This window comes from Paenibacillus plantarum (assembly GCF_013141695.1).
GTDB classification, from domain to species: Bacteria; Bacillota; Bacilli; order Paenibacillales; family NBRC-103111; genus Paenibacillus_E; species Paenibacillus_E plantarum.
Genome location: NZ_WHNY01000067.1, coordinates 1 through 24,434 on the forward strand (window position 1 = coordinate 1; position 24,434 = coordinate 24,434).

Below are 24,434 nucleotides of genomic sequence, written 5' to 3' on the forward strand. Positions count from 1 at the left end.
TCAAAATTAATGAGTATACATAAATAAGCATTTTTTATGCATGTTCCAGTAGAAGAATAATAAAAATAACGAAATAAGCCCGGGGATTATGCATAAATTTCATCCTAGGGCTTATTTCGTTTGTCTAAGTAAAAAATATCTGTAAACAGATTATTAACTCAACTTTCGCACCTACGAGATACTAGATAACCCTTATGGTTACAAGAAATAATGCTACAAATTGGTCAACTCTTACGAAAAGCTGGAATTAACAAGTCGTTTGGTCCGTCTAGTTTAGCTGTGTTTCAGATCTTGTTCTCTCTCGTGTTTGAAGGTCGAAACTGGTTCCGTCTTTTGGAAAGTGAGCGTGGTGCATCGCTACCTGGAAAAGATGTCATTTATCGTTTTCTTAATCAAGGCACTTTCGCTTGGCGGAAGTTTCATCATAGCTTTGCTTTAAAAAAATCCAACACTTTGAATCGCTTATTGCTCCTTCGCGTACGCGTGTTTTCATCATCGACGATTCCGTTTTAAACCGTAATCGGAGTAAGAAAGCGGAACTGCTAGCTCGTGTATTCGACCATACAACGGGACGTTTCACCAAAGGATTTACCATGCTAACACTTGGTTGGTCAGATGGGTTTAGTTTTGCTCCAATTGACTTCGTCATGCTTTCTTCGGCTAAACTAGTGAATCGAATTTGCGAAATGAAGGAACATATTTACAAACGCAGCCATGGGTATAAGCGTAGATTGGAAGCACTCACCCGTAAACCGGATGCTGTCGTAGACTTGTTACAGCGTGCACTTTCTGCCGGATTTACAGCTGACTTTGTGCTGATGGACAGTTGGTTTACTCAAGCGCCGTTACTTCAAAAGCTACATGCAATGGGACTTTCGGTTATTGGAATGATCAAAGAGATGAAACAACGCTACCGCTTGAATGGCAAGTTAATGAGCTTAAAAGAGCTGTACAGCACACTTCCTAAGAACAAAGACAATGAAATCCTTGGCTCAATCATTGTCGAAACAGCATGTGGATTACGGGTTAAGTTAGTTTTCGTTCAGAACCGTAACAAACGCAGGGAATGGTTGGCAATTCTCAGTACCGATCTGACGGTAAGTGCAGATGAGATCGTTCGACGGAATGCGTTGGAGCATCGAGACTTTTTTCAAATTCACAAAAAGTTTTCTAAAGCTAGGAACAGAGTTCCAAGGTCGTTCATTTGACATGCTGATCAGCTATACAACGGTAGTATTTAGCCGTTATTTAGTTATGGAATTTGAGTGTCGGCAGGAGAATGATGCCAAGTCGCTAGGCGGTCTATTTTTCCTCTTTGCCGATGAAGTAAGAGATCTGGATTACCAAACCGCCTTGCAGCAGCTGATGACGTTTTTCCTGCAGATCGCCGCAGCCAAGACAAAACTGGAGAAGTCCAATGTATTTTGTCAACTCCGTGAGTGGATCCTCGGTTTGCCTAGCTACATCAAGGGATTGCTCATAGATTTAAGCTGCGAAAGTTGAGTTAATTAATAGTAATCAGGTTGTTTACGTTGGTCCTTTTGATGGACTTAATAGCTGGCAGAAGAATATATCTCAATGGAACAATTACGTTATCGACAAATAAATAAGTCAATAAATAAAAAAATAGAGTAAGGCAGTAGACCTGAAACAGGCGTATAGTAAGATACGATTCCGACGTAAATGGAGGGGAAGTATCCAACTGAGTTTCCGTTAATCCGGTTTATACTCCTGCTAGGGCTGCACTGTTAACCGGAAAGTTTACACATCAAATTGGAATGACTTCGATGTCGACCCACAAATTCACTCGGGCCGTTAGCAGCTCGGCTTTATCAGGTAAGATTGTATGTTTAGATGATTGCCATCTTTTCGGGCTGGATGAATTACGTCGTCTTGATGAAAATGGATTAAATCCTGGTTATGATGAAAATTTATCATAACCTTTTTTAAATTCTATTAAAGACTTTACTTGCAAATATCCTGCCTCACCACTTTAGTACTACTAAATATGTAAAACAGTCAATGATTGTAGTATATTATGACGGCAAAGCATGAATATTCCTTAGCAGAAATAGAGACCCTCTGAATAGGGTATTACTAAACGCAAACGCTATCAAAGGAATCGGCAGGAAGGAATGGGTGACATTTATGTATCAAGTACTTGTTGCGGAAGATGAATTCTGGATCCGAAATCAGGTCATTGAGTTGATTGAAAGGGTTGAAGGATTTAAAGTGATTGGCGAAGCCAGAGACGGCGAAGAAGCGTGGAACCTAATGAATGAGTTGTGGCCACACGTGTTGATAACCGACATTATGATGCCGAAGATGGATGGGCTCTCACTGCTGCAAAGAGTGTATGAATATCAAGTGTCTGTTGTACCGATTATTATCAGCGGTTATGACAACTTTTCCTATGCCCAAGAAGCGATGAGGTATGGGGTTGCAGAGTATGTCCTTAAACCGATTTCAGAAGAGAAAATAAAGAAAGCCCTTACAAACTCCGTGGAAATTATGCAGCGTACGCACCGACACCGGGAACATTGGCTTCACATACACGAATTTATTCATAAGCTGGATACGTTTGATCAGCCAAAAGCTTGGCGGGAATTATCTGAGTTAATTAAATCCGTGTTAACTGTCAAGAATGCAGCACATGGTGAAAAAATGGGAATGCTGCGTATCTTATCGGACAAGTTATATGAACAAACCGGCCATACAGCGGACAGACAGGAATGGGCTTCCTTAGACGGACAAGATAAAGAAGCGGTTCTGAAATATTTTTATTCCTTATTAGAGAATTGGTTTCGGTATATGGAAACGGCTCCGACTCAAACAACGAATCTGATTATGAAGAGAGTTCAAGAGTTCGTACAGAAAAATTATATGAAAGAAATTGCGCTGTCTCAAATTGCTGAAATTGCGGATTTAAGTGTTTCGAGGTTTTGCGTCATATTCAAAAAGAATACCGGAGATTCGTTCGTCAACTATTTGAACCAATATCGAATCGATAAGGCGAAACAACTGCTGCTGCTTGAGACGGATTTGAAAATATATGAAATTGCCGATATGGTGGGCTTTTCGACGCTTCCGTATTTCAACCGCCTGTTTAAAACGGTAACAGGGCTATCGCCGAACGAATATAAAAGGAGTCTGGGACTATGAGGCTGGGGTTGTTTCGCATTTCCTCCCTTGCAGCAAGAATGTTCACCATTTTCATGTGCTTGTCCATTCTGGTCGTTGTCTTAATGACCAGCTTTTCTTATTTTTTCTACAACAAAGCGGTGAAGCAGGATTTCAAGACGATCACGGGAGAAGCCTCTGAGCGCCTGAGCCATCACCTCGAGTTTTATTTGAAGTTAATGTCGCAATCGTCAACCACCCTAATCTCGACGGAGCTGATTCAGAGGTGGCTGGAAGGAGCCTCGCCCTTATCCCGGGATGAAGTCGCCGATATGCAAAAGGAAATGGAATTATATACGTCTTTTCATTTTTCGGAGATCGTCAACCTATACTTGGTTTCGGCTGACAAGCGAGTGGTTGCGCTGAATAAAATCGACACTTCGTTTACCGATGCGCCATGGTATCAGGAGATTCCGGCAAACCATACGAAAACACTGCCTACGTACAAAGTTTCCAGAAACGAATTGCCAGTTATGAGCATGCTCATTCCCGTATACAGTTCTCAAAGTGTAACCTTCCTAGGAAACCTAGTTATCGAGTTCACTTTGGCCGAAATCAACGCTACGTTCCAAAAATCTACATTAGGCAAAAGCGGCTTCTTCTTCATCCTTTCGCCGGAAGACGACGTTATCTATTATCCGGACGAAAGGTGGGTCGGCTTTCCTCGCAGCAAAACGGATTTGGCTAAGCTTTCCCTGAAGCCGGACGGCCAATCCAGCATTCAGGAATGGAATGGCAAACGATCGCTCGTTCATGTGACGAAATCCGAACAAACCGGCTGGTATATCGTTGCGATCGTCCCGTATCAGGAAATCGCGAGCGGATTGAATACGGCTATCAACTCTTCCATCGTCACCGTTGCCATTATGATTCTCTGTCTTATCCTGATTATTCCACTAGTGCTGAGGCAGTTTGTCAGCCCAGTCAAAAAAATGAAGTCCGCTATAGAGAAAGTAGCCAGAGGAGATTTAAGCGTGCGCTTGGAGCCGATCTCCGACATCAGTGAGTTTCAAATATTAAGTCACAGCTTTAACAAGATGACGGAGCAACTGAACGATACGATGCGTATGGTAGCCGAACTGGAAATGAAGGAAATGAAGCTGCAATTGCATCAGCAGGAGGCCACCATCCAGGCGCTGCAAAACCAGATCAATCCCCATTTACTCTATAATACGCTGAACATCATCAGCGGCATTGCGTGCCTAGAGGGGAATCCGTTAACGGAAAAGCTTTCCCAGAATTTGGCCGATGTATATCGCTACGCGGCGAGCTTCGCCAATATGGAGGTAAGGCTAAAAGACGAGCTATCCATTCTGACGAAATATTTGGAAATTATCCATATCCGGTTTCCCAAAAACTTTGAAAGCAAAGTCGTGATCAACGAAAAGTTTTTAGATTGCCGAATCTTGAAGCTGACGCTGCAGCCAATTGTGGAGAATGCGGTAAAATACGGGGTCGAGCCGCGTGGAGGGAACGGGGCGATCATCGTCACCGCCTATGCCGAAGGCAATGATTTGATCATAGAAATCGCCGATAACGGCCCCGGCATTGACGAAAGCAAGCAGCAAAGCTTTGAACATTTGCTCGCGATGAAATTGTCCGAAGATTCGGAGCTTCAACGTGAGTCACTCGGTCTGCCCAATGTCCACAATCGCATTCAGCTCAAATATGGCCGTTCCTACGGAGTCTCGATTCACTCTTTTCCGGGCAGAGGCACTGTGATCGGCATTCGAATTCCTTTGGAGAAAAAAATAAGTCAATAAATAAAAAAAACGGGTAAAGAATTAGGCCGGGCAGAGCAGGTATCGTAGGTAGCGGGATAACTATGAACCTAGGAGGGAACGTATGCCGCAGTCTATGAAAAACATTATTTTGCTTATGACCGATCAGCACCGGCTCGATCACGTCAGTTATCACGGATTAGGCCGGATGGCAACGCCAAATATCGACCGTATCGCCGAAAGTGTCGGGTTTACGAATTGCGTCTCCGTCAATCCGGTCTGCACGCCGGCACGTTGCGCTCTGCTGACAGGCAAATACACGCATCAAATCGGCATGACCGCGATGTCGGGCGATTTATCGCTGCAGCATCCGACCTACCCGCGCGCGCTGCAGACCGCCGGCTATAAAACGTACGGAATCGGCAAATTTCACTGGCTGCAGGGGTGGAAATTCGGCTGTCCTATCGGACAAGGCCATCCGCTCATCAGCATCAAGGAGGAGATTCGCGGGTATGGCTTTGACGAGGTTTGGGAAGCTTCCGGCAAGCAGCTCGTGAGTCGCAACTACTGCGATTATGCGGAGCACCTAGATCGTCAAGGCTTGCTGGAATCGTATCGGGCGTTCAACGACAGGAGCGGCAAAAACGGCAACGACGCCGAAACCCAAAATTTCAGCGGAGAACCGTTCCCGTTTGGCGAGCACAATTACATGGATATCGTCATCGGCGACAAGATCGTGGAAGCGATCGAGCATCGGCCTAAGGATATCCCGTTTTTTGTTTTCGGATCGTTCGTCGGACCGCATCCGCCTTATGATCCGCCGCAATCGTATCTGGACCAGATTCCGTACGAGGAGATCGCCGATTTTCTTCCCGGCCCGAAGGGGCAACTTACCGATGAAGCCAAGAAGCGGCTGTACAACATGCGCCGGGCCTACAAGGCCATGATCGCGGTCATCGACGAGCAGATCGGACGTATCCTCGCGAAGCTGGAGGAAGCCGGCATTTTGGACGAAACCGTCATATTGTTTACGGCCGACCATGGCGAAATGATGGGGGATCACGGCCGCGTGCAGAAGCAATCCCCTTACCATGCTTCCGCAGTTGTGCCTACGGCGATCCGCCATCCAGACTATTTGTACAGGAAGCTGAATGCTTCGCCGGTAGAGCTGACGGACCTAACGGCAACGATGCTCGACATCGCCGGCATCGATTCGAAAGCGGCGCTCAATAAAGACTGGCCAGCTTTTCACGATCGGGTGCCTTGCCGCTCGCTGCTGCCGATCGTCACCGGGGAAGCCGAACGCATTCGCGACTATGCTTTCTCGGAATGCGCTGGAGAGTGGCAAATGATACAGTCGGACCACTTTAAGTATGTCCGCATGCTTCAGTACGACGATCCCGACCACGTGCCGGAGCAATTGTACGATCTCCAGGAAGATCCGCAGGAGCTGGTCAATGTGATCGGTCATCCGGCTTATGCGAAAGCAGCGGACTGGTGCCGCAGGCGCCGGGATTTCGTGCTCGACCGTACGCCCGCCGCCCAGCTGCAATGGGCTCCGATAATCGGGGATCACGGTGCAATAAAATGAGACAATAAATAAAAAAATCGGATAACGTTAATTCGATAAGATGCTTGTATAGTAAGTGGTGTGATAAAGATCACATCGATACCTTCAAGGGGGAATGAATAAATGAAGAAACTCGCCGTAATCGCCTTATCTTCATTACTGGCTGTAAGTGTTGTCGGCTGCGGGAAAGCAAGCAATACAACTGCGCCTAAATCGTCGGGAGAAGCCAAGGGGGCGGATACTTCCAAGAAATTGACGATCAGCCTTCTTGCGCCGAGCTTTGCCGGCGGCGGATGGCCGAGCGATAATGCCATTGTACAAAAGTTGGATGAGAAGCTGAACATCGATTTGCAAATTCAGTGGGTACCGGCCGATACAATGGCCCAAAAATTAAACGTTATGGCTGCTTCCAACAGCTTCCCGGACGTATATTGGGTTCAGCAAAATGAATTTATCAAGTGGCGAGATAAAAATATTTTCATGGATGTCAAGCCGGTTTTGAGCCAGTATCCGAATCTTTCCAAGCAAATTACTGCGGAAGCTTTGCAGCTCAATAATCCGAAGGATAAATACTACGGACTGCCCTATTATATCCAGGATACCCGGGATTCAATAGCAATCCGCCAGGATTGGCTGGACAAGCTGGGACTGAAAATGCCGACGACCGTCGATGAGTTTGCGGAAGTAGCCAAAGCCTTTGCAACCAAAGACCCAGACGGCAACGGCCAACAAGACACAAGCGGATTTTCGTTCGGTTTCTTGAACAACAAATTTACCGGGGCTGGGCCGATCATGGCAGCATTTGGTCTCGGCAACGAGTGGATCAAAATCGGCGATCAGCTGGTCAACTTCAAAACACAAAACAAGGAAATGAAGCAGTTTGTTACCTATTTAAACAAGATGTACCAAAGTGGGGCTTTGGATAAAGACTTCGCTACCAATAAAGTCGCCGATCACAAGGACAAATTTGTAGCCAACAAGGTAGGGATCGCGGAATTTGTCCCTGGCGAGTTGTTAACTACTTCGTTCCAGACGTTGAAAAAAGCGCAGCCTAACGCTGTGATCGCGCAAGTGATTCCGCCTAAAGGTCCTGATGGAAAGCAAGGTACCACGACAAACTCGATGACGACGGCTAAAGTTGTAATCAACAATGCCATCGACAAAGACAAGCAGCAGCGCATCCTCAAGATGTTGGATTATATGGTGTCCGACGAAGGTTACGACTTGATCAAGAACGGTATTGAGAATGTGCACTATAAGTCGGATAACGGAAAGATAGTCAAGCTGGAAGCTTACGACAAGGAACGCCCGCAACTGTTGTCGATATGGTTCTTCCGACGTTTCGACCCGCTTATTCAAATGCATAAATGGGAGGATCCGAACCTTGTAAAGCAGCTCGAGGCCTGGAACGCCAATAACGCCAAGTATCCTTGGCCGAACCAAGGAGCCGAAGTGCTTACGGAATCCCAGTCTAAACTCGGCCCGAATATCGACCAGAAGTGGATCGCGGCCATAACCAAAATCATTATGGGTCAAGCGCCGGTGGACAGCGTCGACCAAGCGGCAGCTGATTGGCTCAAGAACGGCGGCGAGCAAATTACGAAGGACGTTAATGAAGAGTACATGAAGCTGAAAAATTAACGGTTGGAGTTGATTCGTTCTTATGCGTAACATTGGGAATCGCAGTATACCGCTCTACCTCATGATTCTGCCCGGACTGCTATTTTTCTTGTTGTTTCGCTATATTCCGATGGGGGGGCTAGTCCTTGCATTCAAGGACTACGACCCGCTTAGCGGATTTGCAAGCAGTCCGTGGGTTGGCTTTGATAATTTTCGCAAGCTGTTCGTCGATCCGGATTTCTGGATTATTCTGCGCAATACGTTTGTGTTAAGCGGCATTAATTTGATTTTCTTCTTCCCGGTTCCGATCATTATGGCGCTTATCTTGAACGAAGCTAGATTGCCGTGGGTGAAGAAAATCGTGCAGACGACGATTTACATCCCGCACTTTGTTTCTTGGGTCGTTGTCGCCGGCATTACCATCGTTTTATTTGCCACACAGGATGGCGGCATCAACAAGCTGTTGGTGCAGAACGGACTACCGCGATTTGAGCTTTTGACCGATCCGTCTTACTTCCGTGGCTTGTTCTTATTTCAAAATATTTGGAAGGAAATGGGCTGGAGCACCATCATATTTCTTGCCTCTTTAGCCTCTGTTGATCCAGGTCTATATGAAGCGGCTTATGTCGATGGTGCAGGTCGCTGGCGACAAATGTGGCATATCACGCTTCCGAGCTTACGTTCTATTGCCGTCATTTTGTTTATTCTTCGATTGGGACAAGTGATGGATGTTGGCTTTGAACAAATTTTGCTTTTGCAAAACTCTTTGAATCTGCAAGTGTCTGATGTTTTCGATACGTTTGTGTTCCGGAAAGGGGTTCAACAAGGAGAGTTCAGTTTTACGACAGCAGTAGGATTGTTTAAATCGGTTGTCGGCTTGATTCTTGTGCTGTCGTTCAATTGGATTGCCAGGAAGTTCGGGGAGGAGGGGGTTTACTAATATGAAAAAGGCAAACTTTTTGTTTGATGGTTTCATCTATCTGTTACTGATTGTCTGTTTTCTCTTTATCGCTTTTCCATTTGCCTATGTATTATTCAGCTCCTTCTCCTCGAACAGCGAATATTTGACGCGCGGATTTTTTATACTCCCGCATAAGTGGACGATTAATGCGTACGGGTATTTGCTGATGAATAAAAATTTCCTTCAATCTTACCGAAATACGTTTGTGATCACGATTTGCGGAACGGCCATCAGCCTGCTGTTCACGGTATTAATGGCTTACGGCCTGTCCAAAAGCTGGCTCAAGGGACGCAAAGTGCTCAATATGATGGTGTTGTTCACGATGATCTTCAACGGCGGCATGATTCCGACTTACTTGATCGTGCGGCAATTGCACCTGCTCAATACGTACTGGGCCCTATTTTTGCCAGCGGCGATCTTTCCGTTTCTCTTGATTATTATGCGCAGCTTTTTTGCCAGCGTTCCCCTTGAGCTGGAAGAAGCGGCAAGAATGGACGGTTGCGGGGAGTGGCTGCTTCTATTCCGCATTATTTTGCCGCTGTCGCTGCCTTCGGTCGTGACAATCGGGCTTATGTACGGGGTCGCTCATTGGAACAATTATTTCCAAGCCATTTTGTATTTGAATGATTCCAACAAATGGCCGGTACAAGCATTCCTGCGTCAATTTTTGCTCGACTCCGATACCGGGATGCTGACCGACATCGGCGGGTTCGAATATGGGCCGCCGGTCAAGATGGCCGCTGTTATTGCGACAGCTTTGCCGCTCATCCTGATCTATCCGTTCGTACAAAAGTATTTTAATAAGGGCATGATGGTAGGATCTGTGAAAGGGTAAGAAATTCAATGAGGAGCCCACTATGCGAAATATAATCATGATTGCAACAGATCAGCAGCAAATGCAGGCCATGAGCTGCGCCGACCCGAGCTATCGCACGCCCAACCTGGATCGTCTCGCCCGCATGGGCGTCAGGTTTACGGGGGCAATCAGCACGTCAGCCCAATGCTCGCCTTCAAGAGCGACATGGATGACAGGTAAATATCCTCATCAGGTAGGCGTCAACAATATCGGCCATATGTTGGATCCGAACGAGTGGGGAATCGCCAAAGAATTCAACGCTCACGGATTTGAAACGAGCTATTTCGGCAAATGGCATCTTGGCCTGACGCCAGCCGATCACGATTTTCAGATTACCAATTACCGGGTTGACGGACTGGAGCTGGACGGTGCGAACGAAGATCCGCGGTTTCACAGCTACAAGGATTCCGTTACGACGATACAAGCGATCAATTATTTGGCGGACTACCAGAGCGAGAAGCCGTTCTTTATGACGGTTTGCTGGTACATGCCTCATCCGAATGCTCCGGAGGATTACCCGTTCGAATACCTCCCGCAGGATGTTGCCGCATTCTCGAAAGAGCTGATGCCGATGCCGGAAAGCTTTTACAAAGACGATTTATCTACGAAGCCGGCATTCCAAAGAGAGCGGGCTACAAAAAACGAGTCAGTGCTGACTGAGGAGATCGTGAAACGCGATGCATGGCGCTATCGCGCCATGCTGAGTTTAATGGACCGTAATTTGGGTCGTTTACTCAACCAACTCGAAAGCAAAGGACTGAAGGACAATACAGTGATCTTATTTACCAGCGATCATGGAGATATGCAGGGTGCGCACAGGCTGCGCTTAAAAGGAGTTATTCCTTATAAAGAGCTGTACAATGTACCAATGATTCTTTATGTCCCGGGAATGAAGCCGCCTAGGAAAGTGGTTCCAGATCTCTTTTCCACAGCAGCGGTTCCAGGAACGCTGCTGGAAGCGGCAGGACTTCCGGTTTCCGAGCATTTTGAAGGCGGATCGTTTCTACATCTACTACAGAGGGTGGAACGTCCTTCGGAGGAAATAGTATTTTTCGAGCACTACAAGGCATATTGGGGATACCATCCGTTCCGGGGCATACAGACGGCGAAGTGGAAGTATGTGTTTTATTACGAAGAAGGCTTTGAGGAAATGTATGACCTAGTAGAAGATCCGGACGAGAACGTCAATATAGCGGACAGACTTGATGTCGATGAGATTCGACGAGAGCTCAAGAACGCGGTAGACCGCTGGTGGGAGGAGACAGGAGCGCTGTCCCGGGAGCCGATTATCGACGAAAACAATCCGTGGGGTAAAGATATTTAAGGACGATGGGAGAGGTTGGGAAAATGAGAATCTTATTTTTGGATTTGGATTCACTGAGCCCAGATCATATGGGCTGTTACGGATACGAACGGAATACGACGCCGAATATTGACAAAATCGCAGCCGAAGGCGTGCGGTTTACGAACTATTACACGTCTGACGCCCCGTGCGCCCCTTCCCGGACCGCGCTTATGAGCGGCAAGTTCGGCATCATTAATGGTCTTGTTGGCCACGGCGGAACCGCGGGTGACATGAAGCTGGAAGGAACGGAACGCGAGCTAATGGGCAAGCTGTCGCGCGGAGGCGCGCTCCCGACTTACTTGGGGCTGGCGGCCGATCTGAACACGGTTCTGATCAGCCCTTTTGCTCAACGGCATTCGACCTTCCATTTTTACGCTGGATTCAATGAGATTCTGAATACAGGCAGATATGGCAATGAGTCGGCCGAGCATGTAACTCCTGTCGCACTTGATTGGATCGATCGCAATGGGAAGAAGGAAGACTGGTTCCTGTATATCAATTACTGGGATCCGCATACGCCATACCGCGCGCCTTCGGAGTTCGGCAATCCGTTCGAGAACGAGCCGCTGCCAGCATGGCTTACGGAGGAAGTGCTCGAGAGGCACAAGCAAATGGTCGGTTCCCATAGCGTGAATGAATTGAACATCGATTACCGCAACAAAACCTACGATAACCAAACGAGTCCGGTATTCCCAAGGCACCCAGGGGACATTCAAGACATGGACGGCATGAGAACGATGATCGACGGCTACGATTGCGGCATCCGTTATATGGATGAGCATCTTGGCCGGTTGTTCGCCTCTTTGGAAGAGCAGGGCGTCATGGACGATCTAATTATTATCATTTCCGCCGATCACGGCGAGAATATGGGGCAATTGGGCATTTACGGGGAGCATGCAACCGCTGATCAGGGTACCTGCCACATTCCAATGATTATTCGTTGGCCGGGCATGAAGCAGGGAATCGTGGATGACGGGCTGCATTACCATCTCGACCTGCTGCCGACGCTGGCGGACATGCTGGGGACTCCGGTCGTGCCCGACTGGTGTGGTGCCAGCTACGCTCCTGTCCTGAAAGAAGGAACGGACTGCGGACGCGAGTATTTGGTCGTCTCACAATGCGCGCATGTCGTTCAGCGCAGCGTTCGCTTCCGGAATTGGATATACATTCGATCCTATCATGACGGATTCCATCTGTTCGATGAAGAGATGCTGTTTAATCTGGACGAAGACCCGAAGGAACAGTTCAATGTTGCGTCCGAACATCGCAATGTTTGTATGGAAGCAGTCTATTATTTGAACCAATGGCATGACGAGGCGATGCGCCGGAATAGCGACGCCGTAGACCCACTGTGGACCGTGATGAAAGAAGGCGGGCCGTTCCATGCCAGGGGCTATCTGCCTGGGTATGCCAAGCGGTTAGAAGAGACAGGCCGAGGTCATCTTGTGCCAGAGCTCGTGCGCAGGCATCCCGGCGAGTTCCCGCAAGAGCCGAATACCGTCATGGCGCAGTTCCAAGCAAAAATTGGCGCCAAAATGGCGGGGAAATGAGGAGCAGACTGACAATGGACATTGATCATATCATCCGCAAGCTGACGGTTGAGGAGAAGATCAGCCTGCTCGCCGGAGCATCGTTTTGGACCACACAAGCAATCGAACGGTTGGGGATTCCTTCCGTCACTTTGACTGACGGCCCCCACGGGCTCAGACTTTCGACCGGTTCGGACGTAGGAGAGATGTTATCCAATACGAAGCCAGCCACTGCCTTTCCAAACGAAGCAGCGATGGCGGCTACGTGGAACGAGCAGTTGGTCTGTGAGCTCGGCGCCGTGATCGCTGAGGAATGCCAACACTACGGCGTCGGCATTCTCCTCGGCCCCGGCATGAACGGCAAGCGTTCTCCGCTCGGCGGGCGCAACTTTGAGTATTTCTCCGAGGATCCGTACCTAACGGGGAAAATGGGAACTGCCTTCGTACAAGGCGTGCAAAGCGGCGGCGTTGGAACGTCCGTGAAGCACTTTGTCGCCAACGAACAGGAAATGAACCGGATGGTCGTCAGTTCGGAAGTGGACGAGCGCACCTTAAGGGAGATGTATTTGCTTCCTTTTGAAATGGCAGTAGAAGAGGCGGAGCCTTGGACGGTCATGTGTGCTTACAACAAAGTGAACGGCACCCATATGGCAAACAATGACAAGTATCTGAACGGTGTTCTAAAGCAGGAATGGGGCTTTGATGGGCTGGTGATGTCCGATTGGGGCGCCGTTGTGGACAAGGTACCGTCCGTACAGTACGGTCTGGATTTGGAAATGCCGGGACCCGGCCTTCGCAGTGAAGAAGTGATGGAGGCGTACCTCAGCGGAAAGGTAACGGACGCGCAGCTTGACGATCATGTCCGCCGGGTTCTTACGGTCGTGCAGAAGGTACTGGGTAACAAGCGAAACGTACCATCAATCGATGCGACACGCCATCATGCGGTTGCCCGCAAGGTGGCGGAAGAAGCGATCGTACTTCTGAAGAACCAAGACGCAATGCTACCTATTTCCAAGCATGCCAAAGTGGCAGTACTGGGCAAGTTTGCAGAAGAGCCCCGTTTCCAAGGCGGCGGCAGCTCCCATATGAACCCGGCAAAGCTCGATATTCCGCTTCAAGAAATCTCCAAATATGCCCAGGTTACATATGGAGCGGGTTATGACGAAACGGATGACAACGAAGCGCTTATCAAAGAAGCTGGCAAGCTGGCAGCTGGGCAGGACGCCGCGATCGTTTTCGTCGGAACAACGGAGAAAATCGAAAGCGAAGGATATGACCGTACGGACTTGAACATTCCGCGCAGTCATACGCGGCTGATCGAAGAGGTTTCGAAGGTCAATCCTAACGTTATTGTCGTAGTCAATAGCGGCTCGGCAACCAATATTGGTGCGTATGATTCACAGGCAAAAGCAATCGTTCAGGCGTGGCTGCCAGGCCAGGCGGGAGGTTCGGCGATCGCAAACGTTTTGTTCGGCGAAGTAAACCCGTCAGGGAAGCTGACGGAAACGTTCCCGATCGCTGTGGAGCATAATCCGTCCTATCTTACTTTTCCAGGTAATATTAACCGGGTGAATTACTCGGAAGGCATCTTTGTCGGGTACCGTTACTACGATACGAAGAAGCTGGAGGTGCAATATCCATTCGGATACGGTCTTTCCTATACGGAGTTCGAGTATTCGAATTTGCGTCTGTCAAATGGCAGCTTGAAGAACGGCGATGTGTTGAAGGTAACAGTGGATGTGAAAAACGTAGGCGGGCGCGCCGGCAAAGAGGTCGTTCAGGTGTATGTGAACGACGTGAAGTCGACCGTGAAGAAAGCTGATAAGGAGCTGAAGGGCTTTGCGAAGGTTGAGTTGGCCCCAGATGAAACCCAGTCCGTTCAGATTGAATTGAATGAGCGCGCTTTCTCCCATTGGGTGGAGCATTTCGGCAAATTTGCCGTCGAAACCGGCGAGTTTCACATTCTCGTAGGCTCCTCTTCTCGCGATATCCGCCTTGCTGAGACAATCGAGTTCACCGCTTCCGAAGATACGAGAGAGCCGCTAACTGTTCTGCACTCCCTTCATGAATGGAGAATCGACGACCGTCATACGGATAAAGTCCAGTACGTGATGGATCAAATGAATCTGACGGAAGAGAGCCCTATGTTCCCTATCTTCCTTGGTATGCCGATCCGGACCCTGATCGCTTTTCTTCCACGGCGTTTCGCTGCGGAGCAGGATGCGGTCGATAGGATCTGCACAATGTTCGGAGTGAATCAGTAAAAGTAACAAATCGTTCGTCGCGCAACCCTTTGTCAAAAGGGTTGCGTTCCTATTCTCAGTAAAAGAGGGATGTTATGGACAGGCCCAATATTTTGTGGATCTCGCTCGAAGACACTAGCCCGCGATTCGGCTGTTACGGCGATTCTTTAGCAAGAACTCCCAACATCGACAGCCTTGCACAGCATGGGACTCTGTACTCTCATGCGTATGCGGTTGCCGGTGTGTGCTCCCCTAGCCGGTCGGCTGTCATCACAAGCATGTATCCGACATCGATCGGAACGCATCATATGCGGACCGAGCATACGAATCATTATATGCCGGAGCTTCCGACCCCGTATTTTGCGGTTCCTCCGGCCCATGTCAAGACGTTTACGGAGTATTTGCGCGCGGACGGCTATTTTTGTACGAATAATTTTAAGACGGATTATCAATTCGCTTCGCCTTTAACGGCATGGGACCAAGACGGGAAGGAAGGCCATTGGCGCCATCGGGAGCCGGGCCAGCCGTTCTTTGCCGTGTTCAACCATTTGCTAACGCACGAAAGCAGTATGTGGGGAAATATGATGCGGAAATATGTTCACCCTGATCAGGATAACGATGTGACGCTTGCTACCGACCCTGATAAAGTTCAGATTCCACCTTACTTGCCCGACACGCCGAAGTCGCGTGAGTCACTCGCCAAGTACTATGACCTCATTGCCGAGGCGGACGATTATGTCGGTGAGCTGTTACGGCAGTTGGAGGAAGACGGGCTCGCGGACAATACTGTCGTATTTTTGTGGAGCGACCACGGCGAAGGTCTGCCCCGCGCCAAACGCTGGCCTTACGATGCGGGAATCCGCGTTCCGCTTATTGTCCGCTGGCCGGGCGTGGTGGAAGTGGGGCGGGTCAGTGATCAATTGGTTAGTATGATCGATTTGGGAGCGACGGTGCTTTCGCTGGCGGGAGTAATCCTTCCCTGCCATTTGCAAGGGCAGCCTTTCTTAGGTCCCAAGCAGGACAAACCGCGAAATTATGTATTCGCCACCCGCGACCGGTATGACGAATCGTACGACATGATGCGCGCCATTCGTGACAAGCGGTTCAAATACATCCGGAATTATTACCCGGAGAAGCCTTATCTGCAGTGGATCAAGTTCAGCCACCAGCATCCGATGTTCCAGGAGCTGTGGAGGTTGCATCTTTCTGGTAAGCTGGAAGGGGACACGAAGCTCTTCATGCAGAACAATCGGCCTGCCGAAGAGCTATACGATTGCATGGAAGATCCTTACGAAATCCGCAACCTGGCGGACGACCCGAAGTACAAGGATGACTTGGAACGGCTGCGGAGCGCGTTGGACAAATGGCGGAGTAAATACGACGTATGGGGCGACGTACCGGAAGAGTGGATGGTGGCGCAAATGTGGCCGGGCGGCGTGCAGCCGGTTACTGCGGCGCCGATCTTCATCCCGATCAACGGTCATATACCAGGGATAGTGCCTTGTTTGCAAGGAACCTTTGATGAACAAACGGCGGTCATGCTGCATACAGCGACTCAAGGCGCGTCCATTGCCTATACGACAGACGAAGGGTCGAAACCGCGTTGGAAGCTGTATACCGGTCCCATTATTTTGAACCAAGGGTCCGCGACCATTCGCTCGAAAGCGATTCGAATCGGCTATAAAGATAGTGAAGAAGCGATTGCCTCTTATGTGATCGCGTACTGAATTGTGAAGAACGTGAAGAACGTCGGTACCCGAATATCACGGGGCTGATTATTTATGCGGCCAAACATTTCGGTTTTTCAGGTACGGGCAGGGGGAACATAACTTGGAAAGAGTGACACGTTAGAAAGTGAGGTAATGAATATGACAGATTCGAATAAGCCTTCCTGCTGCTCTGCTTCCAGAAGTCAGGCTTCCTTGAAGTTCATCCCTGATGTGAGGGACAAAGAAATTGAAGCGAATCAGGCTTGCCCACCAACTCGACCTGCCAAAGAAGATATGATTTACTCACCGGGCGGGGAGTTTCTGATGGGGACAGACGATAGGGAGGGCTTTCCCTCGGATGGGGAAGGTCCTGTTCGAGCCGTCACCATTGATCCGTTCTATATTGATCCGTATACGGTAACGAATTCGGAATTCAAGAAGTTTGTAGACGCAACAGGGTATGTAACAGAGGCGGAGAAATTCGGATGGTCGTATGTCTTTCATCTGTTTGTACCCGGAACCGGAGTCAACATTATCGGTTCGCCTAGACAAACGCCGTGGTGGCTGGGAGTCGAAGGTGCCAGCTGGCATGTTCCGGAAGGGCCTGGCTCTGGCATCGAAGAAAGGCTCGACCACCCGGTGATTCATATTTCTTGGAATGACGCGGAAGATTACTGCAGATGGGCTGGCAAACGACTGCCGACAGAAGCAGAATGGGAATTCGCAGCCCGCGGAGGACTCGTTCAGAAACGATATCCTTGGGGAGATGAGATCAAACCTGGCGGCAAACATATGTGCAATATATGGCAGGGGAAATTCCCAGAAAAAAACAACGCTAGTGATGGATTTGCCGGGACGGCGCCAGTAAAGTCCTTTGAGCCGAATGGATTCGGCCTATATCAAGTGGCCGGCAATGTGTGGGAATGGTGCGCGGATTGGTTCAGTCCAACCTTTCATATGAACGCTCCGCGGGTTAACCCTTCTGGTCCGCCGGAGGGGACGGGCCGTGTCATGCGCGGCGGGTCATATTTATGCCATAGATCCTACTGCAACCGCTACCGTGTAGCTGCCCGCAGCAAAAATACACCGGACAGTTCGACAGGCAATATGGGCTTTCGCTGTGCTGCTGATGTTTAGGTTGTACTCACTTTCGAAACTAGATGAATGCTGGTCATGTCCCTGTTTAATAGATATTATGTAGGTGAATTTTTAAAAGACAAAAAACACGATAACCCACATTGGGGATTCGTGTTTTTTGTCTTTTAGGAAGGGGGATATGCTCTTAAATGTTCCCACCTGGGAGGGGATTCCTCGTATGCATCTAAATGAATAATCATACATTTCCTTGGTTGCGGATAGTCTCAACAATTATGGTAATAAGGATATCTTTGCGATATGGCGTATGAGTGAATTCTCACTATTTATGAAAACTACCCTTTAAAAAATCGCATAAAACATCAATATTTTCTTAGTAATTATGACGCCACACACCATTGCCGATTGAAAATGATCCGCTAATAACTGGTAGATACTATGCTCGGATTGTCTTATTTCCTGTAGTTGTTCCTCATTTAAAAAGGGCTCAGCCTCTCTCAGCATCGTTTCGATTTCGGCATGGGGATTGGTTAACCGTGCTCAGCTACTGTAACCAATCCCTCTTCGAGGTGTTCGGCCTCCTGTAGAATACGAGATATATGCCTATGTACTTGATTTAAGACGGTCGTAACTGCCACATTAAATAATTCCGGTTTGCTAATGAAATGATAATAAATAGCAGGCTTGGACACTTGGCATTCTTCGGCGATTTGAAGCAGCGACACAGACTCGTATCCGTACTCCATAAAGCGTTTGGATGCAGTCTTAATAATCATTTCTTGTATGGAAGGATCATTTTTTGCATGCTTGGGTCTACCTGGCGCGCTTTGCGAGTGTTTTTTATCATAACTACCTCCATGAATATTTTATGACAATTCATCATTTTAAAAAGCGTCTTGATAATTAACCTACTGGTATATATAATTTAATGAGATCAAAGTATCTCCTCCATGAAAATTATTGTCATGGTTGCATCAAGAACAGGCAGGTGAAAAATACTGGCAACGATTACTCGGTTGAAATGGCTTAGTTACGCAACAACGCTGTTTATGTTTTTCGCGACATTTGGAGGTGGCATCGTCACCAGAACAGAGTCCGGTCTGGGATGCGGCACGGAATGGCCACTGTGTCACGGGAAATTTGTTCCGGCTCATACGCTTGCTTCTGTCATCGAATACACGCATAGGCTGGTGAGTACGACTGCAGGCATTTTGGCCGTGGCTACACTGCTAACTTTTTTAGTGTATTTGAAGCAGCGAAAAGATTTGCAATTTTTTGCAGCGCTAACACTGGTTTTTGTCGTCATTCAAGGCACAATGGGTGCATTAGCAGTCGTATTTTCACAATCTCCCCCCGTGATGGCGCTCCATTTGGGCTTCGCTTTTATCGCTTTAGCGAGTTCTTTAATGACGAGTCTTGGCTCGAGGCAAGAACAGAAGGCGCGGGGACTTGCGAAATTCGAGCAGATGCCGAGGACAAGCAAGGCATTTCGCAATTTTGTATGGTGCTTGACCGTATATTCTTATTTGGTGGTCTATACCGGCGCATTTGTAAGTCATACCGATTCGGCAGGTTCCTGTACCGGATTGTTTTGCACAGGCAGTCGACTGCAGGAAGTGGCAGGAGGGATAACAATCGAATTGACTCACCGGATCGCCGGAATGCTGCTGGTTTTGCTGGTTGTCATGTTGTGGTTTTGGATTTACAAAAATTACAAGAGCAATCGTGAATTGACGATGCAAGCCCAGTTTGCTGTTGGTCTCATTTTGTTCCAAGTTCTTACTGGCGTAGGCATGCTGTATACGCTTAGCCGCCCGGAAGTGTACATGTTCGTTGTACTAGCCCATATGACCACTATTGCTGTACTATTTGGCATGCTTGCCTACATGAGCTATCTGACATGGAGGCTTTCCAAGCCCGCAACAATTGAAAAATAATGAAAGTTATTCAAAGGAGAGTTGCTCAGTGACAAAGACAAAACGAAAACGCATATGGCTGCGCATCCTGTTGGCGGGCTTCGTCCTCATCGCGCTTGTTGCCGCCGGATCATTCCTGTATCTAAAATCTCAAACATACGCACCAAGCAATAAAGCGGAGTCGGCATTGCAAAGCAACAGCGAGGTAAATGTAACAGAGGGGAAAAACGGGTATACATTCGAGCCTGCGGATGGAAGCATCATGCAGCCCAACATTATTTTTTATCCTGGCGGATTAGTTGAGCCGGGCAGCTATTCGCCGTTTGCAAGCGAGCTTGCTAAGCTAGGTCATCGTGTATACATTGCAAAAATGCCGCTTAATCTGGCTATTTTTGGGCAAAACAAAGCCGATTCCTTCGTGAAGGAGCATCCGGGCGAATCCTTTGTCATCGGAGGACACTCGCTAGGGGGCGCGTTTGCGGCCAGATATGCTTCAGAGCACAGCGATCAACTGGCAGGCATCTACTTCTTAGCTTCGTATGCTGATGAGAGCGGAAGCCTTTCCGAAACCGACCTTGCCGCGCTGCAAATTACAGGTACGTCTGACGGGGTTCTTAAACTTGAGGAATGGGAAAGCTCAAAAGCCAATCTTCCCGAGTTAACGGAATATGTTTCGATCAATGGCGGGAATCACGGACAATTCGGATCCTATGGCCCGCAAAAGGGAGATAGTGATCCTCAAATCGGAGAAGATGACCAGTTGGAGAAGGTTGTTGATGCCATGCAGAATTGGATGGAGCAATTTAAAAATAATTAGCACAATCTAAAGGATATGTGCAATAACGGCATGAGGGCAGCCATCATCGATCGGCTGCCTTCATATCATTTAGTTGTTCAATCTATTGTCGCCTTCCTTCCAATACACCATAATGATCAAATTAATAAGGTTGAAAGTGATTTTTTAATTAATATTAATGCTTTTTGGCGGAGACTTTATGGAAGTGAAAAAACTGGATAAGAATTGGTATTAGGTATCGTGTTTTTTTGCGTTCTTAAATAATTTCACGACGTATCATCTTACAATTTTCATATGAAATGACAGAACTTGAGTATAGTATCCCGTGCGGACACTCTTTTTTTACGACAGTACATGTTTGCTGAAAGAAAGCGCTCTATATTTCATGTATGCGCTTTAAAAATTACAAGAAATCATAGAAAAGTGATATATGCCCTTAACTTTGCCTTTGATAAAATCAAATCAGAAGGAGAGGGAGAGCATATGTCAGAAGCCATCACAACTGTGCAAACGAAAGAAAATACGAAGAAAAATACAAAGAAAAAATTATTTTCGGATTTTAGAGACCATAAAACGTATTATTTCATGCTTGCCCCAATGATCATATTCTTTATCCTATTTTCATATCTGCCGATGTTTGGTGTCTATTACGCCTTTGTGGACTATGATTTTAGCAAAGGAATCGCAAGTAAGTTTGTCTGGTTCAAAAACTTTGAGTTTTTGTTCCAAGGTGGGTTTGACTCCATCATATGGAAATTAACGAAAAACACAATTCTTTACAATATTGCTTTTATTGGACTAAATACTTTTTTTCAAATCGTAACGCAAGCAGCTCCGGCAAAAGCAGTATTGTCGAACAACAATTGGGATAATGACGGGAACTTCAACGTCACAATGAATATGTGGTGGGGAACGAATGGTACAAGTTATCGTTTATATGAAAATGATGTTGTCATCTATTCGCAAGAGTTGACGAACAATTCACCGTCAGCTCAATCGGCAACAGCCATAATAACGAACAAGGCCTATACCGCGCGGAGTTAGTGAACTATGCTGGTGCAACATCCAGCAATACGATGAGTGTGACAGTAACTAAGTAACAAAATAAGTCCTGCATAATCCCTCTTACGTTCATTTCGTTGGATATTTCATTGCCAATCGCGTAAGAGGGATTTTTGTATAGGCGTGATAATGGATGTCTTGAACAGAGTACGTTACAACGAACATTGGAAATATTCGAAGCATGAGAGATATATTATAGATGGGTAGTTTAGCTTTCAATAGTTATTAGCCATTTCCTCTTGTTTAATCTCTTCAAAGCCAGTGTCAATCCAACCCGTTGGCGTAGCCTGTTTAGCTGCGGCGAGAAGTTGCTCAATGATCAGATTACCCCATAGATGCTCATTTTCAGAAACCACAGCATTGATTTGACCATTCAATAAGGCCTCTTTCACTTCAGGTGTCAAACCGAACGTCATCGCATAACGCTTCAGTCCTTGCGATTTCCACACCAAGATTGCATTGGAGCTGGAAACAATATCGAGCGGGACGAGAGCGTCAAAATGTGGATGCTCATTAATCATGGATTCTAGATCTGTAATAGCTTTCTCATTATCGCCGTTATGATATTTCTTCTCCAGAACTTGAATTTCCGTGTTTAATTTCAAATATTGTTCTAATCCCTGTAGTCGTTGGCGTATTTGAGGAGAGCCGGACATACTTCCCTCGATCATGATCATGCCTCTGCCTTTCAGATTATGATCAATCATTTGCCCCATGAGCGTACCTTCTTGAAGTGGATCACTGCCGATAAAGGAGTAACGCTTACTGTTAGGCACGTCGGATTCGAAACAAATCACAGGAATACCAGCCTGCACGGCCTTATTAATCAAGGGCTCGAAGGCAATAGGATCAATGGGATCTATGGCGATTCCGCTGACTCTCTGAGTAATTAGAGTTTCCATCATTCGCATTTGCTGCTCTAAGTTAATTTCATCAGGTGCTTTGACAATTAATTGTACAGGATGTGGCTTACTCGCAATCTCAATAGAATCGGTAATCATTTCATAGAAAGGATGGGCCATCGGATAGATGATTCCAAATGTGAGCATATCGGCACGTTTCGTGTTAGAACTCGTTGAATTTGGTGAGCTTGATGTCGAATAAGATACTTCAGGAGTGGAAGCTGAACTTCTACATCCCGTTAACACCAGTAACATCAACGTTCCAAGTGTCACCCATTTAATCATCCTCATGAAGAGAATCTCCCTTCGTGCTATCGAGAGCTTCATCAGCAGTCCCATTCTTTCTAAATTCTTTGGGGGTCATACCGGTTAAGCGTTTGAATAAATTGGAAAAATAATGGGGGTCATTATAACCCACTAAAAAAGCGATCTCATAGGATTTCGCCGACGTGCTTTTAAGCAGATCCATCGCTTTGCGAATGCGTATTTGGGTCAAAAACTCAATGAAGGTTTGACCCGTTTCCTGGCTGAATACTCTGCTCAAGTAATTAGGACTTAGATTGACATACTCGGCAGCATCTTGTAAGGAGAAATTATCCCTCTCAAAACTCAATTGCATGTAATCTTTGACCTTCGTAATCATATCACTGTATTTATCGTAAATACGAGAACGCCAGTTCCAGAACTGTTCGATCAAACTGACCAAATAAGCACAAGTTTCTTCCCAGCTCCGTATATTGCCGATCATCTGTTGGAATTGATGAAGTGACTTTTCAGGTTCAGCAAGATGTCGATACATATCTTTATTGGAACGGAAAGCTTCAATGGTCACGTCATTTAAAATATAAAAACCAATGGAAGAGGAATGCCAATTAATATCAGCTAATGCTGCAGCATATTCAGCGACGAAGGATCCTAATTTATTATGCGACCCAATTTTCAAAAAATCCATAAAAGCACCACGGTCCAAAAAGAGCGTCGGATCTAAGGTTTCTGTCTTCATCTCACTTAGCACATTTCGATTTTGACGGGATAGCCTCCGCCAGTGAGCATCTTCCATGGCATCAAGAAAGGATAAATGTACATTCTGGAGGCGATCTTGCACACTGCCAATGCCAATGGAGATCGGCAGAGAGTGAGCTTCTTCGGAGATCTCTTTTTGTAAATCTTGAAATACCTGTAACTCAAGTTTCAAATTCTCTAAGGTATCGCTCTTAATGATCCAAACACTTTCAGAGCGGCTGCGTTGAAACATCAAATGCTCAACATTCACCTTCAATCGAACACACTTGTCCAATAGTAAGCGCTCATGTTCATACATAGCATTCAAGTCATTATGTTTATATGCCTCTGTCTCACGTAAATCCAGTACGGTTACGACATAATAATGAGCGATAATAGTCAATTGAATAGAAGCACTATGATGCATCACCTCTGAGGTGGTCATGAAACCACTGCAGAGATCATTCAATAACTTTTCTTGCGAAATGACGCTATGTTCGTTTTCTTTATCTTTAAGTAATTGGAGTTGAGTTTGTATGTCTAGCTCTTTATCAATTTGTTGACTGACTCTGTGGAGCACCTTCAACAGCTCATCTGGGCTAATTGGTTTCAAACAGTATTCTTCAACACCAATTTGCATCGCTGTTCTTGCATATTCAAACTCCGCATGGCCACTAATAATAATGATCTTCATATCTGGAAACTGCTTACTCATAATGCTGCTTAATTCCAGCCCGTTCATGAAAGGCATAAGAATATCCGTAATCAAGATGTCAGGTTGTAAGCTTTCAATAATAGGAAGGGCAACCTCGCCATCTGATGCATCGCCACAGTATATAAACCCTTCTTTCTCCCAATCAATACAATCACGAATGATCTCTCTAATTAATATCTCATCGTCAACTAGCAATATTTTTTTCACGGACA

The 24,434-nt window shown here is 46.9% G+C and carries 17 protein-coding genes and 1 pseudogene; 15 read left to right on the forward strand and 3 right to left on the reverse strand.

The genetic code is table 11. The features are described from left to right. The first annotated feature begins 210 nt into the window (after positions 1 to 210). From GC096_RS23340 to GC096_RS23395, 12 genes and pseudogenes are all read left to right on the forward strand, one after another. A pseudogene (locus GC096_RS23340) lies at positions 211 to 1,503 on the forward strand (IS4 family transposase). Positions 1,504 to 2,148: 645 nt separating this feature from the next. Beyond that, the gene (locus tag GC096_RS23345) at positions 2,149 to 3,162 is read left to right on the forward strand and encodes a response regulator (RefSeq protein ID WP_171634285.1); all 1,014 of its coding nucleotides are present in this window, start codon (positions 2,149 to 2,151) and stop codon (positions 3,160 to 3,162) included. Continuing rightward, positions 3,159 to 4,943 carry a sensor histidine kinase gene (locus GC096_RS23350; RefSeq protein WP_171633617.1) on the forward strand — a complete coding sequence of 595 codons (1,785 nt, stop codon included), beginning with the start codon at positions 3,159 to 3,161 and terminating at the stop codon, positions 4,941 to 4,943. Before GC096_RS23345 ends, GC096_RS23350 begins: the two co-directional genes overlap by 4 nt. 82 nt (positions 4,944 to 5,025) lie before the next feature. Beyond that, on the forward strand, positions 5,026 to 6,492 hold the full coding sequence (locus GC096_RS23355; protein WP_171633619.1) for a sulfatase family protein: 1,467 nt from the start codon (positions 5,026 to 5,028) through the stop codon (positions 6,490 to 6,492). A gap of 102 nt (positions 6,493 to 6,594) precedes the next feature. Beyond that, positions 6,595 to 8,112 carry a type 2 periplasmic-binding domain-containing protein gene (locus tag GC096_RS23360; protein WP_171633621.1) on the forward strand — a complete coding sequence of 506 codons (1,518 nt, stop codon included), beginning with the start codon at positions 6,595 to 6,597 and terminating at the stop codon, positions 8,110 to 8,112. Between the two features lie 22 nt (positions 8,113 to 8,134). Next, positions 8,135 to 9,031, forward strand: coding sequence for an ABC transporter permease (locus GC096_RS23365; RefSeq protein ID WP_171633623.1), 897 nt, complete (start codon positions 8,135 to 8,137; stop codon positions 9,029 to 9,031). Between the two features lies 1 nt (position 9,032). Next, positions 9,033 to 9,887, forward strand: coding sequence for a carbohydrate ABC transporter permease (locus GC096_RS23370; protein ID WP_171633624.1), 855 nt, complete (start codon positions 9,033 to 9,035; stop codon positions 9,885 to 9,887). Positions 9,888 to 9,909: 22 nt separating this feature from the next. Further along, on the forward strand, positions 9,910 to 11,232 hold the full coding sequence (locus GC096_RS23375) for a sulfatase family protein (RefSeq protein ID WP_171633626.1): 1,323 nt from the start codon (positions 9,910 to 9,912) through the stop codon (positions 11,230 to 11,232). Positions 11,233 to 11,255: 23 nt separating this feature from the next. Then, positions 11,256 to 12,803: a sulfatase family protein gene (locus GC096_RS23380; protein WP_171633628.1), complete on the forward strand. Its 1,548-nt coding sequence runs from the start codon at positions 11,256 to 11,258 to the stop codon at positions 12,801 to 12,803. Positions 12,804 to 12,817: 14 nt separating this feature from the next. Continuing rightward, on the forward strand, positions 12,818 to 15,046 hold the full coding sequence (locus tag GC096_RS23385; protein ID WP_171633629.1) for a glycoside hydrolase family 3 C-terminal domain-containing protein: 2,229 nt from the start codon (positions 12,818 to 12,820) through the stop codon (positions 15,044 to 15,046). A gap of 74 nt (positions 15,047 to 15,120) precedes the next feature. Further along, the gene (locus tag GC096_RS23390) at positions 15,121 to 16,752 is read left to right on the forward strand and encodes a sulfatase family protein (RefSeq protein ID WP_171633631.1); all 1,632 of its coding nucleotides are present in this window, start codon (positions 15,121 to 15,123) and stop codon (positions 16,750 to 16,752) included. A gap of 135 nt (positions 16,753 to 16,887) precedes the next feature. Beyond that, entirely contained in the window at positions 16,888 to 17,871 is a 984-nt protein-coding gene (locus GC096_RS23395) for a formylglycine-generating enzyme family protein (protein WP_216626244.1), read from the forward strand. Positions 17,872 to 18,359: 488 nt separating this feature from the next. On the opposite strand, the gene GC096_RS23400 is transcribed toward GC096_RS23395, so the two are convergent. Then, a complete protein-coding gene (locus GC096_RS23400; protein WP_171633634.1) occupies positions 18,360 to 18,605 on the reverse strand; it encodes a TetR/AcrR family transcriptional regulator in 246 nt (81 codons plus the stop codon). A gap of 240 nt (positions 18,606 to 18,845) precedes the next feature. On the opposite strand from GC096_RS23400, the gene GC096_RS23405 reads away from it, so the two are divergent. The 3 genes from GC096_RS23405 to GC096_RS23415 all read left to right on the forward strand — a co-directional run bounded on the left by GC096_RS23405 (position 18,846) and on the right by GC096_RS23415 (position 21,585). Continuing rightward, a complete protein-coding gene (locus GC096_RS23405; RefSeq protein ID WP_281366834.1) occupies positions 18,846 to 19,766 on the forward strand; it encodes a COX15/CtaA family protein in 921 nt (306 codons plus the stop codon). A gap of 28 nt (positions 19,767 to 19,794) precedes the next feature. Further along, on the forward strand, positions 19,795 to 20,562 hold the full coding sequence (locus GC096_RS23410) for an alpha/beta fold hydrolase (protein ID WP_171633635.1): 768 nt from the start codon (positions 19,795 to 19,797) through the stop codon (positions 20,560 to 20,562). 462 nt (positions 20,563 to 21,024) lie between these two features. Continuing rightward, the gene (locus tag GC096_RS23415; protein ID WP_171633637.1) at positions 21,025 to 21,585 is read left to right on the forward strand and encodes a hypothetical protein; all 561 of its coding nucleotides are present in this window, start codon (positions 21,025 to 21,027) and stop codon (positions 21,583 to 21,585) included. A 233-nt stretch (positions 21,586 to 21,818) separates the two neighbouring features. Here the strand turns inward: GC096_RS23415 and GC096_RS23420 are convergent, their stop codons facing one another. Continuing rightward, positions 21,819 to 22,796, reverse strand: a complete 978-nt coding sequence (locus GC096_RS23420) for a sugar ABC transporter substrate-binding protein (RefSeq protein WP_171633638.1) — start codon at positions 22,794 to 22,796, stop codon at positions 21,819 to 21,821. After that, positions 22,783 to 24,429 carry a response regulator gene (locus GC096_RS23425; RefSeq protein WP_171633640.1) on the reverse strand — a complete coding sequence of 549 codons (1,647 nt, stop codon included), beginning with the start codon at positions 24,427 to 24,429 and terminating at the stop codon, positions 22,783 to 22,785. The genes GC096_RS23420 and GC096_RS23425 overlap by 14 nt, the downstream gene beginning before the upstream one ends. Positions 24,430 to 24,434: the final 5 nt, after the last annotated feature.

Bases quoted from the DNA above. Each gene is read 5' to 3' on its own strand.
- GC096_RS23345 (WP_171634285.1), top strand. From the start codon at position 2,149: ATGTATCAAGTACTTGTTGCGGAAGATGAATTCTGGATCCGAAATCAG.
- GC096_RS23350 (WP_171633617.1), top strand. From the start codon at position 3,159: ATGAGGCTGGGGTTGTTTCGCATTTCCTCCCTTGCAGCAAGAATGTTC.
- GC096_RS23355 (WP_171633619.1), top strand. From the start codon at position 5,026: ATGCCGCAGTCTATGAAAAACATTATTTTGCTTATGACCGATCAGCAC.
- GC096_RS23360 (WP_171633621.1), top strand. From the start codon at position 6,595: ATGAAGAAACTCGCCGTAATCGCCTTATCTTCATTACTGGCTGTAAGT.
- GC096_RS23365 (WP_171633623.1), top strand. From the start codon at position 8,135: ATGCGTAACATTGGGAATCGCAGTATACCGCTCTACCTCATGATTCTG.
- GC096_RS23370 (WP_171633624.1), top strand. From the start codon at position 9,033: ATGAAAAAGGCAAACTTTTTGTTTGATGGTTTCATCTATCTGTTACTG.
- GC096_RS23375 (WP_171633626.1), top strand. From the start codon at position 9,910: ATGCGAAATATAATCATGATTGCAACAGATCAGCAGCAAATGCAGGCC.
- GC096_RS23380 (WP_171633628.1), top strand. From the start codon at position 11,256: ATGAGAATCTTATTTTTGGATTTGGATTCACTGAGCCCAGATCATATG.
- GC096_RS23385 (WP_171633629.1), top strand. From the start codon at position 12,818: ATGGACATTGATCATATCATCCGCAAGCTGACGGTTGAGGAGAAGATC.
- GC096_RS23390 (WP_171633631.1), top strand. From the start codon at position 15,121: ATGGACAGGCCCAATATTTTGTGGATCTCGCTCGAAGACACTAGCCCG.
- GC096_RS23395 (WP_216626244.1), top strand. From the start codon at position 16,888: ATGAATATGACAGATTCGAATAAGCCTTCCTGCTGCTCTGCTTCCAGA.
- GC096_RS23400 (WP_171633634.1), bottom strand. From the start codon at position 18,605: ATGATTATTAAGACTGCATCCAAACGCTTTATGGAGTACGGATACGAG.
- GC096_RS23415 (WP_171633637.1), top strand. From the start codon at position 21,025: ATGTCAGAAGCCATCACAACTGTGCAAACGAAAGAAAATACGAAGAAA.
- GC096_RS23420 (WP_171633638.1), bottom strand. From the start codon at position 22,796: ATGAGGATGATTAAATGGGTGACACTTGGAACGTTGATGTTACTGGTG.